Below are 16,836 nucleotides of genomic sequence, written 5' to 3' on the forward strand. Positions count from 1 at the left end.
TTTTTCGGAGCGCGGGCGAGAGCCCGGGAAGCTCGTCTTCCGCCGCGGCATCGCCGCCGGTCGCCTTCGTTCCGATAGGGACCTGGGGGAACTGGCCGCGAGCCAGCCATTCTGAAAGACGGACGCACCGATGAACAGCAAGCGGTCCTATCTCGACACACTCAATGCCGGCAGGCAGCGCAGGCCGCAGACCACGCTCGAGCAGTTGAACCAGTCGCTGGAGACACTGGAGCAGCGGCTGGAGCGGACGCGCGAGGATCCGGTGGCACGTCCCGAACTCCGCCAACCCGATCCACGCCAATATGGTGCCGATGCGCGCTATCCCGCGGCCCGGCCCGCTGGCCAGCAGCGCTGGTACGAGGATCCGCAGCCCGCGTCGCGACCGAAAAGCCCGATTCAGGGAGCCGCCGCTTTCGAGCAGAACTATCAGGCCATTGCCCGCGACATCGATCGCGTGCGCGGCCAGGAGGACGGCGTTGCCATGGTCGGCAAGATCGCCGGCGAATTGCGCGGCATGCGCGAGGAATTGCGCCACCAGATGACCGCAGGCCTGCAGCGGGAATTCGAAGCGCTGCGCAAGGACATCGAGCGGGCTTTCCAGTCAGGGGCAAGGCCCGGTGCTTCGGCCAAGGGCAGTGCTGAACTCGGCCTTGAGTTCGAGCGGCTTTCGGGCGCCATCCAGACACTGGCCGAGAAGAGCGACGACAGAAGCGTCAACATGCTGCGGCTCGAACTCGAACAGGTCAAAGCCGCACTCGAAACGCTGGCACGCGAAGAGAGCGTGCAGAAGGTCGACCGCCGCTGGGACGATTTCGATCGCCGGTGGACGGCGTTCGAAGACCGCGTCGACGCCGACCAGCGCAAGCGCTCGGACGACCCGGGCCTGTCTGCTCTGACCGCCCGGCTAGAACAGATCAGCAATGCCGTCAACAATTTGCCGGAATCGTTGTCGCTGCGCTCGTTGGAGGAGAAGGTGCGCACGCTTGCCGGTGCCGTCGACCATTTCGCCAGCCAGCAGGACAATCGCGGCAGCGACACGCTTGGCATGATCGACGAGCGGCTGGACGAGATTTCCCGCGCCATCGTCGCATCCACGGTCGCCGCGCAAGCCAATTCATTCGACCACGAGGCTTTCGAGCGCATCGAGAGGCGGATCGACTCACTTGCCAGCCAGATCGAGGAAGTGGCGCAGGATCGTCCAGGCAACGCGGTCATGGACCGGTTGAGCACGCTGTCGGGCCGGGTTGACGAACTCGCCGGCCGCGCCAATCTGCCGGAGCAGGCGATGGAGCGCCTGGCCAAGCAGATTGCACTCATCGCTGACAAGATCGACCAGGCACCAGCCATGCCTGACGCCGACTACATCTTCCATGGGCTGGAGCAGCGCTTCGACGTGCTGTCGAGCATGATGGAACGCCGCCAGGGTGACGCCATCGAACAGGGCAACATGCTGTTCCGCGATCTCGAACGCAGGCTGGATGAGGTTGCCGACAGGCTGGACCAGCGCATGCCGCAGATCGACAGCGCCGGCATCATGGACGCCATCGATGCCCGCTTTACGGCGCTCGCCAAGCGTATGGAAACGCGTGTACCCGATCCCGCGGGCGAAGCCGCAATCCGCGGCCTGGAGAGCCGGCTCGAAGACATTTCAAGCCGGCTGGATGCGTCGGCCGCGCAGGTGGCCGGCATCGATCCGGCGCTGATCCGCAGCCTGGAAGCACAGGTTGCTGGCCTGTCCGCCCATCTTTCCAGGCCCAGCACCCCGCTGCCGGAATTCGAGGACATCAGCCCGCGTCTCAACGAAATTGAAAAGTCGCTCGCAGGAACCCGCGATTCCATCCTTGGCGCAGCGCGCGAAGCCGCCGAGAACGCGGTGCAATCACTTGCCGGTTCGAGCGCCAATACGACCGCTGTTTCCGGCCTCGCCCAGGATTTGAAGACGCTTGAAACGCTGACGCGGCGCTCCGACGAGCGCAATTCGAGAACGTTCGAGGCCATCCACGACACGTTGCTCAAGATCGTCGACCGGCTGGGTTCGCTCGAACCCGGCGAGCCGGTCGAGGCGATGAGCGAATTGCTGGACGCGGCACCGGTCGAGCCGAGCAACTGGCGCGGCGCGCGGCGACCCAAGATGGCCGTGGACGCGCCATCGATGGATATCGATCAGCCCCTGCCATTGACTGGGGACTTGACCGATCTCGATGGCCGCGCCGCCGCCATCCTGCGCAATGAGCCGGGTGCACGTGGCGACCTGGGCGGCCTTGGTATGGGAACGCGCACGCCGGCCGAAGCCGCGGCGGCTGCGGCCATGGCTGCCCTCGGCTCCGACACAATTGTCGAGAAGAACGAACAGGCGGGCGGCCGCAGGTCGATGTTCGGCGGACTGGCCCGCGCCTTCAAGGGCAAGAAGGAGGCGGACATCCCGCCACTGGCCGGCTCGGCGCCGAGTGCCCCGATCCCGAGCGTCGATCTCGACGAACCGCTCGATCCGAAAATGGCCAACCGGCCGCTGGAGCCCGGTTCCGGCGCACCTGACCTCAACGCCATCATGAAGCGCGTGCGCGACGAGCGCGGCCAGCCGGCCAAGCCCAGCGACACCGACGCCGCGAAGTCGGATTTCATCGCCGCTGCCCGGCGCGCGGCCCAGGCCGCGGCCGCCGAGGCCGATGCGCTGAAGCGCCAGTCGACGGTGACCGGACCGGTGAAGGCACTGCGGATCGGCGACCTGCTCAAGGCACGGCGCAAGCCGATCCTGATGGGAACAACCGCGATCCTGCTGGCGCTGGGCGCCCTGCAACTGGGCAAGGCCTTCTTCGCCGATCCCGCCCAGGTGGCGAGCAACGATGTTGCGCCGATCGTCGCCTCGCAGCCGGTGCAGACCGCCTCGCTCGATGCCGCCGGCCAACCTAAGATGGACGCGCAGCCCGCGGCAGTGGAAAGTGCGCCTGACCACACCGTCAGGCAGGCCGAGCCGTCCGCACCGGCAACCAAGGACGACATGGCCGCGCAAAGCATGATTGCCACGCCGCCAGGCGCCGAGCCGTCGATGAGTGCCGCGCCGACCGCAGAGCCGGTTCCCGCGCCCGTCGCCTCGGTTACATCGGCCGATGCGAACCAAGCGGTGTCCGGGGAGACAGCCTCGGCTGCGCCGGCCTCGACCGTTCCGGTCGCCGCGGAAGCTGCCGACACCGGCGCCCAGCCTATGGCGGCTGAGCCGACCGCCGCCAAGGACACCACGGGCGCGGTCCCCCCAGCGGACGCCTCGCCGGCGATGACGACGAAGTTCGACATTCCCGCTGACGCCGGCCCGGCCGCCTTGCGCGATGCCGCCGCCAGCGGCGACGCCAAGGCGCTGTTCGAAATCGGCTCGCGCTATGCTGAGTCACGCGGCGGCAAGGAAGACATGGCGGCAGCCGCCAAATGGTACGAGAAATCGGCGGAACTCGGCTTCGCGCCGGCCGAATACCGCATCGGAAACTTCTACGAAAAGGGCATCGGCGTCGCGCGCGACATCAAGAAGGCGAAGACCTGGTACCAGCTTTCCGCAGCACAGGGCAACGCCAGCGGCATGCACAATCTGGCCGTCCTGTTCGCCATGGCGGCAGACGGCGTGACCGACAATGAATCGGCCGCGCACTGGTTCCAGGCAGCGGCCGATGTCGGCGTCAAGGACAGCCAGTTCAATCTCGGCATCCTCGCCGCCAAGGGCGTCGGCATGAAGCAGAACCTCGAGGAATCCTACAAATGGTTCGCGCTCGTCGCCAAGACCGGCGACAAGGATGCCGCTGCCAAGCGTGACGAGATCGCCAATGCGCTGCGGCCCGAGCAGCTCGAACGCGCCCGCGCCGCGACTGAGCTGTGGAAGGCCAAGCCGCTGGATGCAGCGGCCAATTCGGCCGACATTCCCGAGTCCTGGCAGGACGGCGCGCCGCAGACGACAGCCAGCATCGACATGAAGAAGGCCGTCCAGAACATCCAGCGCATTCTCAACAAGAACGGCTATGACGCCGGCGGCGCCGACGGCAAGATGGGCCAGAAGACGAAGACCGCGATCATGGCTTTCCAGACCGACAACAAGATGCCGGCGACCGGCGAAGTCGATGAAAAACTGGTCAAGGCACTGCTGGCGCGCAAATAACGGCAGAGGCGTCGTTTCCACGACGCCCTTGCCACACATTCGCCTGTTAACTGATTGAGATGTTTTTTGTTTCGGCGGCGTAGCGCGGTTTGACTTCGCAGCACCTCCGGGGCAAGAACGAATTGGCTTGTCGGGTCAAGATGCCCGCAACGGTTGCATTCGCCGACAGGCAGAACTGATCGAGACTGACGGGTGGGCATCTATCTCCCGATCGCGGAAATTTCCGTCAATATCTTCGTCCTGCTGGCCATGGGCGCGGCGGTGGGTTTCCTGTCGGGCATGTTCGGCGTCGGCGGCGGCTTCCTCATCACGCCGCTGCTGATCTTCTACAACATACCCCCGGCGATCGCGGTCGCCACGGGCGCCAACCAGGTCATCGCCTCCTCCGTCTCCGGCGTCCTTTCGCACATGAAGCGAGGGACGCTCGACTTCAAGCTCGGCGGGGTGTTGCTGGCCGGCGGCATTGTCGGTTCCACCGGCGGCATCTTCGTCTTCGCCTTCCTGCGCCGCCTCGGCCAGCTCGACCTGTTCATCTCGCTGCTCTACGTCGTGCTGCTCGGCACCGTCGGCGGGCTGATGCTGGTCGAAAGCGTCAATGCGCTGCGCGCCACGCGCAGCGGTGCGGCACCGGTGCTGAAGAAATCCGGCCAGCACAACTGGATCCACCGCTTGCCGCTGAAGATGCGGTTCAGGGCCTCAAAACTGTTCGTCAGCGTCATCCCCGTCCTTGGCCTTGGCGCCGGCATCGGCTTCCTGTCGTCGATCATGGGCGTCGGCGGCGGCTTCATCATGGTGCCGGCACTGATCTATCTGCTGAAAGTGCCGACCAACGTCGTCATCGGCACCTCGCTGTTCCAGATCATCTTCACCTCCGCCTATACGACGCTGGTCCACGCCACCACCAACCAGACGGTCGACGTCGTGCTGGCCTTCCTGCTGATGGCGGGCGGCGTCGCCGGTGCGCAGTACGGCGCCAAGGCAGGCCAGCGGCTGCGCGGCGAGCAACTCAGGGCCTTGCTGGCGCTGCTGGTGCTGGCGGTGGCGATACGATTGGCGATCGATCTTTTCGTCACCCCGCCCAACCTCTATTCGCTGTCTGCCGCGGGCCTCAACTGATGAAGGCTCGCAACACATTCGCAACCGCCATTGTCCTGTCGCTGCTTGCGGCCGCCGTGCCGGCGAAGGCACAGGTCCCGCTGACCGAAGGCATCCAGATCGGTCTCTCCACCGACAACGTCTCGATCACCGCCGGCTTTTCCGGGGCCGACCTGACCATCTTCGGTTCGCTGGAAAACCCGGATCCACTTGTCGCGCGCCAAGGCCGCTACGACGTTATCGTCGTGCTCGAAGGCCCGCCCAAACCGGTGGTGGTGCGCCGCAAGGACCGGGTGCTCGGCGTCTGGGTCAACCTGGACTCCGAGACCTTCGAAAACGTGCCGGTCTCCTATTCGGTGGCGACGACGCGGCCGCTCCAGGACATCACCGAACCCAACAGCTACAAGCAGCTGTCGCTCGGCGCCTCCAACCTCTACATGCAGCCCGCCGATGCCGGCGACAGCCCGGCGACGATCGAGGAATTCACGGCCGCACTGCGGGAGCGCAAGTCGGCGACCGGCCTCTACAGCGAGAATGTCGGCGGCGTGCAATTCCTGTCGCAGAACCTGTTCCGCGCCACAGTGAGGCTGGCGCCAAATGTGCCAGTTGGAACCCATAAAGCCCGCGCGTTCCTGTTCAAGAGCGGCCTGTTCATCAAGGAAAGCTCGGCCCAGCTCGAAATCCGCAAATCCGGTTTCGAACAGTCGATCTTCCGTGTCGCCCACAATTATTCCTTCCTCTACGGCGTCTTCGCGATATCGCTGGCCATGCTGACAGGCTGGCTCGGAAGGCTGATCTTCCGGCGGGATTAATGCATGTCGCCCAAAAGTGGCCCCGGGTTTGGGAGAAAGACATGCATCGAATCAAGAGCTGAAGTGCGTCGCGTGAATCCGTTCAAACGCGACGCACTTCAGAACTTTCCCCGAAAAGTGGTTTCCCTTTGCCGGGGCATGCGGTAGACCGCGCTCCCCAGCCAAATGGCAGACACAAACAATTCGGTTCGGCAGAGCAGCCCGTCCCCGGGCAGCGCGCGATTTCTCGGCGCCTGTCGGCTCGCCGACGACAAATACAGGAACTTGTCATGCGACCAGCCTTCGGCGGCATCGACTTCGGCACTTCGAACTCCACTGTTGGCGTGGTCCGCAACGCGCAGCCGCGCCTCGTCGCCCTGGAGGACGGCCAGGTGACACTGCCCAGTGCCGTGTTCTTCAACTTCGAGGACAACCGCACCTGCTTTGGCCGTCACGCCATCGCCAACTACACCGACAGCATCGAAGGCCGGCTGATGCGTTCGCTGAAGAGCGTGCTCGGTAGTTCGCTGGCCCATGAAAAGACCCGCATCAAATCGCGGTCGATCGGCTTCATGGACATCGTCGGCATGTTCCTCGGACATCTCAAGATGAGGCTGGAAGCAGATGCCGGCGATACGGTCGAGACCGTCGTTCTTGGCCGGCCGGTGCAATTCGTCGACGACGATGCCGAGGCCGACGCGAAGGCGCAAAGCGAACTCGAGAACGCCGCCCGTGGCCAGGGCTTCAAGCACATCGCTTTCCAGTTCGAGCCGATCGCGGCGGCGCTCGACTACGAACAGAAGGTGACACGCGAGGAACTGGCGCTGATCATCGATATAGGCGGCGGCACGTCGGATTTCTCGATCGTGCGCGTCTCGCCGCAGCGCTCCCGTTCGCTCGACCGCAAGGACGACATCCTGGCCAGCCGGGGCGTCCATATCGGTGGTACGGATTTCGACCGGCTGCTGAGCATCGCCCATGTGATGCCGCAACTCGGCTATTTGACGCCGACCAAGGACGGCAAGCGCAATCTGCCGGCAAGTTACTTCATCGACCTCGCGACATGGCAGCGCATCAACCTGGTCTACACCGCCAAGGCGATGACGCATCTGCGCCAGATCCGCTACGAGGCCGAGCGCGCCGACCTGGTCGACCGTTTCATCCACATCGTCGAACACCGCTTTGGACACGCGCTGGCCGCACTTGTCGAAAAAGCCAAGATAGAGCTGACCGACAGGTCATCCGCGGAGGTCGTGGTGAAGCTGCCGGGTGCGGAGTTCGCCGCCGAAATCACGCGCAACGGGCTGGATGCCACGATTGCCAGGGACATCGAGCGGGTCACAGCGACGGTGGCGCAGACCATCCGGGACGCTGAGGTGAAGCCATCCGACATCACCGCGGTATTCCTGACCGGCGGATCGACTGCGATCCCGCTGGCAAGGCGAGAAATCCTGTCGCTGGTGCCGCAGGCATCCGTCATCGAGGGCGACATGTTCGGCTCGGTCGGACTTGGCCTGGCGCTGGATGCGCAGCGAAAATTCGGCTGACCGGGTCCATTGATATTCAGGTGATGCCGGCCTGCAAATGGCTGATACCTGCGCTTCCGGTGCTCACGTACTTTAAGTACGCTCCGCTCCGGTTCTCGGCATCAGCCATTTTCGACTCGGCCTGACCTGAATCTCAGCGAACCCTCACCGTTGATCCGACGTACCCAGATGCGCCTTGAGCGCCATCTGGGCCAGGCTTGCCTGGCGATCGCGATGGGCGATCATGGCGAAGTCGCGTTTCGGCAAGTCGAGCGGCACCGATTTGAGACTGCCTTCGGCGACGGCGCGCGCCACGACAAGTTCGGAAATGATGGTCGCGCCGGCCCCCGCCTCGACGGCCTGGCGAATAGCTTCATTGCTCGGCAGCACCAGGAATATCTGGAGGTCGGCGAGCGAAATCCCTTCGTGGCGCGCCAGATCCTCCAGCACCTCGCGCGTGCCCGAACCACCCTCACGGATGATCCAGCGCAGACCCTTGATGTCAGGGCGGCCGGGCGCGACTTCGGGGATCTCCGGATGCGCGCTGGCAACCACCAGCATCAGCCTGTCGACGTCGACCTTGGTGCGGCGCAATATGTCGGACTCGGTGCGCCCCTCCACCAGGCCGAGATCGGCCGCGCCATCGAGGACATTGGCCTCGACCTGCCTGGTGTTGCCGATGGAGACGCTCAGCCTGACGGCCGGATAGGCTTCGTGGAAGGAAGCCAGCCGGCGCGGCAGCCAGTAGCTGGCGATGGTCTGGCTGGCTGCGATCGAGAGGCTGCCGGTGACGGTCTGCGAGACATGCTCCAGCACATTGCGCGCGGCGGCGGCCCGCTCGAGCACGGCCTTGGCCTCCGGCAGGAACCGGTGGCCGGTCTGGGCAAGCTCGATGTTGCGGCCGACGCGGTTGAACAGGTGGACGCCGTGCTGTTCTTCAAGCGCCCGGATGGCGGCCGATGCGGCCGACTGCGAAATGCCCAGCAATTCCGCCGCCTTGGTCATATGGCCGCGCTCGGCGACGGCGACGAAAATCCGCAACTGGTCTAGGGTCATGTCTGCATTAAGAACCAATATCGATCGAATTTACAAGAACAACTGATTAGACAGATCGATAGCTTTATTCTAAGTTTTTGAAAGAAGTTAGAAAAAATTCGCCGAGAGATCGCAGAGAGCAGAATGATCGGGCGGTTCAGATCCCTGCTTGCGCATTGGACCCGCGGCATAAGACGGCGGCTGGCCGGTGATCGCTACCACCCGGAAGAGCATTACATGCGCGGCCCCGGACCGAAGACGCGGGCCAAATCCATGGGCCGTACAGGCGCCACCGGATCATGATGCAGGGACCGCCGCGCGGCGCGAATTCGGCACCATCGCAACGCCCGCTTGCCGACACGCGGGCGCCTGACGAAGGCGACGGCGTCGACACCTCGCCTGATGTTTCCGACAGCATCGCCAAGACGACCTGCTACATGTGCGCCTGCCGCTGCGGCATCGACGTGCACATCAAGGATGGCAAGGTCCGCTACATCAACGGCAACAAGGACCATCCGGTCAATCGCGGCGTGATCTGCGGCAAGGGCAGCTCCGGCATCATGCAGCACTACAGTCCGGCAAGGCTGAAGAAGCCCTTGCTGCGCAGCGGGCCGCGCGGCTCCGGCGAGTTCCGCGAGATCGAGTGGGAAGAGGCGTTTTCGATCGCGACGGAACGGCTCTCGGCCATCCACCGGACCGACCCCAGGAAGCTGGCCTTCTTCACCGGCCGCGATCAATCCCAATCCTTGACCGGCTGGTGGGCGAGCCAGTTCGGCACGCCGAACTTTGCCGCCCATGGCGGCTTCTGTTCGGTCAACATGGCGGCCGGTGGTCTCTATACGATCGGCGGTTCGTTCTGGGAGTTCGGTGAGCCCGACTGGGACAACACCCGGTATTTCATGCTGTTCGGCGTCGCCGAGGATCACGATTCCAACCCGATCAAGATCGGCCTCGGCAAACTCAAGGCGCGCGGCGCCAAGGTCGTCTCGATCAACCCGTGCCGCACCGGCTACAATGCCATTGCAGACGACTGGATCGGCATTCGGCCCGGCACCGATGGGCTGTTCGTGTTCGCCCTCATCCACGAATTGCTCAAGGCGGGCCGCGTCGATCTCGACTATCTGCTGCGCTACACCAATGCCCATGTTCTCGTCGTACAGGAGCCGGGTGCCGCCGATGACGGGCTGTTCGTGCGCGACGCCGACGGAAATCCGCTGGCCTGGGACAGGGTGGCGAAGACACCGGTCAGCGCCACCGATGCCAGTGCGAAGCCGGCACTGACGGGCAGCTTCACGGTCGGCGGGCGCCGCTGCGTCCCGGTGTTCCAGCTCATCGCCGACCGCTACCTCGATGAGAGCTATGCGCCGGACGCGGTCGCCGAGCGCTGCGGCATTGCCGCCGATACGATCCGCAGGATCGCCGCCGAACTTGCGCATGTCGCCTTCGAACAGACGATCGAACTGCCGATCGCCTGGACCGACTGGGCCGGGCGCCGGCACGAGACCATCAAAGGGCGCCCTGTCTCGATGCACGCCATGCGCGGCATCTCGGCCCATTCGAACGGCTTCCACACCTGCCGCGCCATCCATCTCCTCCAGGTGTTGCTGGGCACGGTGGATGTTCCCGGCGGTTTCCGTTTCAAGCCGCCCTACCCCCGCTCCGCTCCGCCCGGTCCCAAGCCGGCCGGCAAGACCGTCAAGCCGATGACGCCGCTTGACGGCATGCCACTCGGTTTCGTCTGTGGGCCGGACGATTTGCTGGTCGATGAGGCCGGCACGCCGCTTCGCATCGACAAGGCCTATTCCTGGGACGCACCGCTGGCGGCGCATGGCCTGATGCACACCGTCATCCGCAATGCCTGGGCCGGCGACCCGTACCCGATCGATACACTGATGATGTATATGTCGAACATGGCGTGGAATTCCTCGATGAACACCGTCGAGACCATTGCCATGCTGACCGACCATGACGATGCGGGCAACTACAAGATCCCCTTCATCATCTATTCCGATGCCTATTATTCCGAGACCGTGCCGTTCGCCGACCTCGTGCTGCCCGACACCACCTATCTTGAGCGGCATGACTGCATCAGCCTGCTCGACCGGCCGATCAGCCATGCCGACGGACCGGGCGACGCCATCCGCCATCCCGTCGTCGAACCTGATCGCGACGTCCGGCCGTTCCAGTCGGTGCTGATCGAACTCGGCGCGCGGCTCGGCCTGCCCGGTTTCATCAACGGCGATGGCTCGGCCAAATATGCCGACTACGCCGACTACATCGTCAACCATGAGCGCACATCAGGCATCGGCCCGCTCGCCGGCTGGCGCGGCAAGGACGGGACCTCGACCGGCAGGGGCGAGGCCAACCCGGACCAGCTGCAGCGCTACATCGACAATGGCGGCTTCTGGCACCACGATTTCGCGGACGACCAGCGCTACTACAAGATGGCCAACCGCTCCTATCTCGATTTCGCGGTGCAGATGGGTTTTATTCCCAAGGCTGAGCCGATCGTCTTCCAGCTCTACTCCGAGCCGCTGCAGCGCTTCCGCCTTGCCGCGCGTGGGCATGGCCCTGTCTTGCCACCAAAGGGTGACCGCCAGCGCATCGAGACCTACATGGACCCGCTGCCCTTCTGGCATATGCCCTTCGAGGAAGCGGTCGTCGACCTTGGAAAATATCCGCTGCATGCGCTGACGCAGCGGCCGATGCATATGTACCATTCCTGGGGATCGCAGAATGCGTGGCTGCGGCAGATCACCAGCCAGAATCGGCTGTTCGTGCATCACCGGACGGCAGCTGGCCTCGGCCTGGTCGATGACGACTGGGTGTGGATCGAGAGCATCAACGGCAAAGTGAAGGGGCAGATCAAGCTGATCGACGGGGTGAACGAAAGCACGGTCTGGACCTGGAACGCCATCGGCAAAAGGCGCGGCAGCTGGGGGCTGAAGGACGATGCGGCGGAATCCAACCGCGGCTTCCTGCTCAACCATATCATCGGCGACCAGACCTCGGCTGACGCTCAGGGCAAACGCTATTCGAACTCCGATCCTGTGACCGGCCAGGCGGCATGGTTCGATTTACGCGTGCGCATCGTCAAATGCGCGGCCGAAGATGCCGGCTTCACCGAGCCGCAATTCGAACGTTTCCAGCAGCCACCGCATTTCGAACCCTCACCCGACAGACTGACTTTCGGCGCTGAATTCCGCCGGGCAAGAGAGGCGACCGAATGACCTGCCTGCCAAGCCAAAGCGGCAAGAAACTCGGCCTTGTGATCGACCTCGATACGTGCGTCGGCTGCCAGGCCTGTGTCACCGCCTGCAAGGAATGGAACACCGGCGGCCACATGGCACCGCTGACCGACATCGACCCCTATGGCGGCCATGTCGACGGCGTCTGGTTCAACCGCGTGCACGCTTACGAGCACACCACCGAGATGGGCGGACGGACGGTGAACTTCCCGCGCTCCTGCCTGCATTGCGAGACGCCGGCCTGCGTCACCGTCTGCCCGACCGGCGCCTCCTACAAGCGGGCTTCGGACGGCATCGTGCTGATCGACGAGGACAAGTGCATCGGCTGCAAATTGTGCAGCTGGGCCTGCCCTTACGGTGCACGCGAATTCGACACCGATGTCGGGGTGATGAAGAAGTGCACGCTGTGCGTCGACCGCATCTACAATGACAATCTGGCCGAGGAAGACCGCGTGCCGGCCTGCGTCGCCGCTTGCCCGACCAGCGCCCGGCATTTCGGCGACCTAGGCGATCCCCTGTCGGCTGTCTCGCAACTGGTGGCGGAGCGTGGCGGCGTCGACCTGATGCCTGAGCTCGGCTATCGCCCAACCAACAAATATCTGCCGCCGCGCGCCCACACCGCGCGCGCCGCATCGGTGGCCGCGCCGGCATTGGAACCGGTGCGGGCCGAAGGCGGTTTCCTCGGCTGGGTCGACCGCATGCTTTCGAACTGACCCATGCATCCAGCCTTCTCCGTCGTCTTCTTCACCACCGCCACCGGCGCCGGCTACGGCCTGCTGGCGCTGCTGGGCATGTTCGGAGGCTTCCAGATCATCCCGCCTGATTTCTGGCTGGGCCTTGTCGGCATGGGCCTGGCACTCGGTCTCATCGTGGCCGGCCTGTTGTCTTCAACGGGTCACCTCGGCCGTCCCGAACGCGCCTGGCGGGCGTTCTCGCAATGGCGCAGTTCATGGCTGTCGCGTGAAGGCGTTGCCTCGGTTGTCACCTTCATTCCGGCGGGGCTGTTCGGCATCGGCTGGGTGTTTCTCGGCCGCATCGATGGCTGGGTCGGCATCGCCGGATTTCTGGCTGCCATCGGCGCGGTCGTCACCGTCTGCACCACCGGCATGATCTATGCGTCGCTGAAGCCGATCGCCCAATGGCACAGCCACTTCACCCTGCCCGGCTACCTCATCTTTTCGGCGATGACCGGCAGCGTGCTGCTGAACGCGCTGCTGCAGGGCTTTGCGCTTGGTTCGAAGGTGCAGCTGGCGGCTTGCCTGCTGCTGACCTTGTTCGGCTGGGGCTGGAAGCTGGCGACCTGGCGCCACAACGACCAACTGGAAATCCCGACCACCGCCAACACCGCGACGGGGCTGGTCGGCGGCACGGTGCGGTCGCTGGAATGGCCGCATACCGAGGAGAATTATCTGCTCAAGGAAATGGGCTTTCGCATCGCGCGCAAGCACGGCGCGCGGCTGCGCCAGATCACGCAGGTTCTCGCCTTCGCGTTGCCCTTGGGGCTGCTCGCCATTGTGTTCGCCCTGCCAGGGCCGCTGGCAGCGTTGCTGTCGATACTTGCTGCTGCAATCCAGTTCGCTGGCATGCTGGTCGAACGTTGGCTGTTCTTCGCCGAGGCAAAGCACACGGTTACGCTCTACTATGGCAGGTAAGGCTGTTTAACCCGGCCGCAGCATCGAGCCGGAAATGGCAAAGATGCGTTGGGCGCCCAGCATATAAGCCATCAGCGTGTCCAGCCGGAACAGCCCGGCATAGGCGCGGTCGAGGACGTTGAGCGAACCGGTATAGGCGCCGAAGGCCGGCATGATCATGCGGCCGCCGTCGCCGGCGAAGCAGCGCCGCCTCACCGAGCGTCCCTGCTGGACTATGCGGGCGCAGGGATGCAGATGGCCCGCTATTTCGCCTTCGACACGCTGCTTCGACGGCTCATGCCGGAACAGCAGCGAGCCTATAGCAAGTTCACGCACCGTTTCGCCGGGCAGATCGGCTGGCGCTTCCGGGTCATGGTTGCCGGCGACCCAGAACCAGTCTCGGCCTGATATCAGCGCTTCCAGCCGTTCGCGGAAGCTTGCATGCATACGCTGGGCGCCGCCGCCATCGTGAAAGCTGTCGCCCAGGCTGATGACGATCGACGGCTGGTAGTCTGATATCACGGCCTGAAGCCGCAACAAGGTCGCGCCGGTGTCGTAGGGCGGGATCAGCGTGCCGCGGCGTGCCAGCGACGAACCCTTTTCCAGATGCAGGTCGGACACGGCCAGAAGCCGCAGATCCGGAAAATAAAGCACGCCGCGCGGGTCGCAGACGGCGCGCTCGCTGGCGATGCCGACAAGGTCGGCCTCGGCAATCAGCGATGTGCGCGCCAGCGAAAAATTCATTCCTCAGCCATTTCCGGCCCCATGGCCTCCTCGACCAAAGTCGCCGCATCCATCAAAAGCGTTTCATCGGCTTCGCCATGAACCGGCATCTTGCCGATCTCGAGCATGATCGGCACGGCGAGCGGCGATATCTGTTCGAGTGCCTTATGCACGATTCGACCCTGGATGCGCGAGAGCATGTCGGCAAGTCTGCTGACATCGAGCAGGCCGGTCGCTGCGTCGGCGCGTGTGGCCTGAAGCAGGATGTGGTCCGGTTCATGGCTGCGCAGCACGTCATAGATCAGGTCGGTCGAGACCGTGACCTGGCGACCACTCTTTTCCTGGCCCGGATGGCGTTTCTCGATCAACCCCGAAATCAGCGCGCAATTGCGGAAGGTGCGTTTGAGAAGCCAGCTGTCGGCCAGCCAGGCTTCGAGGTCATCGCCCAGCATATCCTGGTCGAAAAGAGCGCCAAGCGAAGGCTTCCTGGCTTTGAACATCGCGCCCATGTCGCCCAATGACCATATCGCCAGCGCATAATCGGTGGCGACAAAGCCGAGCGGCCTGGCTCCTGCCCTGTCGAGACGGCGGGTGAGCAGCATGCCGAGCGTCTGGTGCGCCAGCCTGCCCTCGAACGGATAAGCCACCAGATAATGGCGGTTGCCTCGTGGAAAAGTCTCGATCAGCAGATCGTCGCGTTTGGGCAGCACCGATTTGTCGGCCTGGAATCGCAGCCAGTCGGCGACCTGCTCGGGCAGCTTCTTCCATCGCTGCGGGTCGTCCAGCATGATGCGGACCTGTTCGGCGAGATAGGTCGAAAGCGGGAACTTGCCGCCACCATAGTAAGGCACCTTGGCATCGCTGCCGGGCGCGTTCGAGACGAAGCATTCATTCTCGCGGATGCCTTCGAAGCGCAGCACCTTGCCGGCGAACATGAAGGTGTCGCCATGCGTTAGCGTTTCGAGGAAGGCCTCCTCGATCTTGCCGAGAACCCTGCCGCCGCGCGACGCCGCGCCCTTGCTGCCCGCTTGCACATAGCGCACGTTAAGCGCCGGCACCTCGATGATGGTGCCGACATTCAGCCGGTATTGCTGGGCAATACGAGGATTGGACACCCGCCAGAACCCATCCTTGTTCAGGCGTATGCGGGCGTAGCGCTCGTAATTCTTGAGCGCATAGCCGCCGGTGGCGACGAAATCGATGACGCGGTCGAATGTCGGCCGGTCGAGGCTCACATAGGGCGCAGCCGTTCGCACTTCCGCGAACAGATCATCGGCACGGAACGGCGCGCCGCAGGCGCAGCCGAGCACATGCTGGGCCAGCACATCGAGCCCGCCATCGATCAAGGAAGGCGTGTCCTGCGCGCCGAGATAGTTGGCGTCGAGGGCGGCCCGGCATTCCAGCACCTCGAAGCGATTGGCGGGAATGAGGATCGCCTTGGACGGCTCGTCCATGCGGTGGTTGGCGCGGCCGATGCGCTGCGCCAGCCGGCTCGCCCCCTTCGGCGCACCGACATGCACAACCAGATCGACATCGCCCCAGTCGATGCCGAGGTCGAGCGTCGAGGTGGCGACGATGGCGCGCAGTGCGTTTTCCCCCATCGCCTTTTCGACGCGCCGGCGCTGGGCGACGTCGAGCGAACCGTGATGCAGCGCGATCGGCAAAGTGTCCTCGTTGACCCGCCACAATTCCTGGAACAGCAGCTCCGCCTGGCTGCGCGTGTTGACGAACAGCAGGGTCGTCTTGTGGCGCTTGATCTCTCGATAGATTTCCGGCGTGGCGTAGCGCGCGGAATGTCCGGCCCAAGGCACGCGCTCTTCGGAATCGAGGATGGAAATCTCCGGTTTCGCCCCCCCGGTGACGACGATCAGTTCGGCCATGCTAAGGCCGGTCGAACCCTTGGGCGGATTCTGGCTGACCAGCCAGCGCCGCAACTCGTCCGGTTCGGCCACCGTCGCTGACAGGCCGATCGTCTGCAGGCCGGGGACAAAGCTGCGCAGCCGCGCCAGGCCGAGCGCCAGCAGATGCCCGCGTTTCGACGTCACCAGCGAGTGCAGTTCGTCGAGCACGACGTAGCGCAGATCCTCGAAGAAACGTTTTGCATCGCCGGCCGCAATCAGCAGCGCCAGTTGCTCGGGCGTGGTCAGCAGGATGTCGGGCGGCGCCAGCTTCTGGCGCTGGCGCTTGTGCGCCGGCGTGTCTCCGGTGCGCGTTTCGATGGTGACGGGCAGGCCGATCTCTTCCACCGGCTTGCCGAGATTGCGCTCGATATCGACGGCAAGCGCCTTTAGCGGTGAGATGTAGAGCGTGTGGATACCGCGACGCGCCTGGCCCGGCTTTTTCTTGGGCCGGTTGGCCAGTTCGGTCAGCGAAGGCAGGAACCCGGCCAGCGTCTTGCCAGCACCGGTCGGCGCAATCAGCAGGACTGATTGCCCGGCCTGGGCTTTTGCCAGAAGTTCGATCTGATGGGCGCGCGGCGACCAGCCTTTCTCGCCAAACCATCTGATGAATGGTTCGGGCAGGGCCACGGCGGCATTCTGTTCGGCAAGGCGCGGCTGCTCTGTCACCTTCCAGAGGTAGCGCGACGGCAGTCAATCGCCAAGGAAAATCGGAACAAAAGGTGATCGAGGTGAGCTTTCCTCGCCCCGT

General features: G+C 64.3%; 10 protein-coding genes. 7 read left to right on the top strand and 3 right to left on the bottom strand.

Going from position 1 to position 16,836, the window contains the following annotated elements; all coding sequences use genetic code 11:
• The first annotated feature begins 130 nt into the window (after positions 1 to 130).
• The 4 genes from EOB80_RS11520 (at position 131) to EOB80_RS11535 (ending at position 7,571) form a co-directional block, all read left to right on the top strand.
• Positions 131 to 4,138 carry a peptidoglycan-binding protein gene (locus tag EOB80_RS11520; RefSeq protein WP_127327678.1) on the top strand — a complete coding sequence of 1,336 codons (4,008 nt, stop codon included), beginning with the start codon at positions 131 to 133 and terminating at the stop codon, positions 4,136 to 4,138.
• Positions 4,139 to 4,330: 192 nt separating this feature from the next.
• Positions 4,331 to 5,254 carry a sulfite exporter TauE/SafE family protein gene (locus EOB80_RS11525; protein WP_027039532.1) on the top strand — a complete coding sequence of 308 codons (924 nt, stop codon included), beginning with the start codon at positions 4,331 to 4,333 and terminating at the stop codon, positions 5,252 to 5,254.
• Positions 5,254 to 6,045 carry a TIGR02186 family protein gene (locus EOB80_RS11530; RefSeq protein ID WP_127327679.1) on the top strand — a complete coding sequence of 264 codons (792 nt, stop codon included), beginning with the start codon at positions 5,254 to 5,256 and terminating at the stop codon, positions 6,043 to 6,045. Before EOB80_RS11525 ends, EOB80_RS11530 begins: the two co-directional genes overlap by 1 nt.
• Before the next feature lie 269 nt (positions 6,046 to 6,314).
• Positions 6,315 to 7,571, top strand: a complete 1,257-nt coding sequence (locus tag EOB80_RS11535) for an Hsp70 family protein (protein ID WP_127327680.1) — start codon at positions 6,315 to 6,317, stop codon at positions 7,569 to 7,571.
• A 144-nt stretch (positions 7,572 to 7,715) separates the two neighbouring features.
• Here EOB80_RS11535 and EOB80_RS11540 read toward each other — a convergent pair whose 3' ends face one another.
• The gene (locus EOB80_RS11540) at positions 7,716 to 8,606 is read right to left on the bottom strand and encodes a LysR family transcriptional regulator (RefSeq protein ID WP_127327681.1); all 891 of its coding nucleotides are present in this window, start codon (positions 8,604 to 8,606) and stop codon (positions 7,716 to 7,718) included.
• Between the two features lie 278 nt (positions 8,607 to 8,884).
• On the opposite strand from EOB80_RS11540, the gene EOB80_RS11545 reads away from it, so the two are divergent.
• The 3 genes from EOB80_RS11545 to EOB80_RS11555 are packed head-to-tail and all read left to right on the top strand — an operon-like array spanning position 8,885 to position 13,485.
• On the top strand, positions 8,885 to 11,815 hold the full coding sequence (locus EOB80_RS11545) for a molybdopterin oxidoreductase family protein (RefSeq protein ID WP_164762586.1): 2,931 nt from the start codon (positions 8,885 to 8,887) through the stop codon (positions 11,813 to 11,815).
• Complete coding sequence (locus EOB80_RS11550) at positions 11,812 to 12,546, top strand: 4Fe-4S dicluster domain-containing protein (RefSeq protein ID WP_127327682.1); 735 nt, start codon at positions 11,812 to 11,814, stop codon at positions 12,544 to 12,546. The genes EOB80_RS11545 and EOB80_RS11550 overlap by 4 nt, the downstream gene beginning before the upstream one ends.
• Positions 12,547 to 12,549: 3 nt before the next feature.
• Positions 12,550 to 13,485 (top strand): dimethyl sulfoxide reductase anchor subunit family protein, encoded by a 936-nt coding sequence (locus EOB80_RS11555; RefSeq protein WP_127327683.1) that lies wholly within the window; start codon positions 12,550 to 12,552, stop codon positions 13,483 to 13,485.
• 6 nt (positions 13,486 to 13,491) lie between these two features.
• Here EOB80_RS11555 and pdeM read toward each other — a convergent pair whose 3' ends face one another.
• Together pdeM and EOB80_RS11565 are read right to left on the bottom strand one after the other, a co-directional pair.
• Positions 13,492 to 14,208, bottom strand: a complete 717-nt coding sequence (gene pdeM, locus EOB80_RS11560; RefSeq protein WP_127327684.1) for a ligase-associated DNA damage response endonuclease PdeM — start codon at positions 14,206 to 14,208, stop codon at positions 13,492 to 13,494.
• Complete coding sequence (locus EOB80_RS11565; protein ID WP_127327685.1) at positions 14,205 to 16,754, bottom strand: ligase-associated DNA damage response DEXH box helicase; 2,550 nt, start codon at positions 16,752 to 16,754, stop codon at positions 14,205 to 14,207. Before EOB80_RS11565 ends, pdeM begins: the two co-directional genes overlap by 4 nt.
• Positions 16,755 to 16,836 lie beyond the last annotated feature (82 nt).

The sequence above is a fragment of the Mesorhizobium sp. M7A.F.Ca.MR.245.00.0.0 genome (assembly GCF_003997415.1).
Classification (GTDB): domain Bacteria; phylum Pseudomonadota; class Alphaproteobacteria; order Rhizobiales; family Rhizobiaceae; genus Mesorhizobium.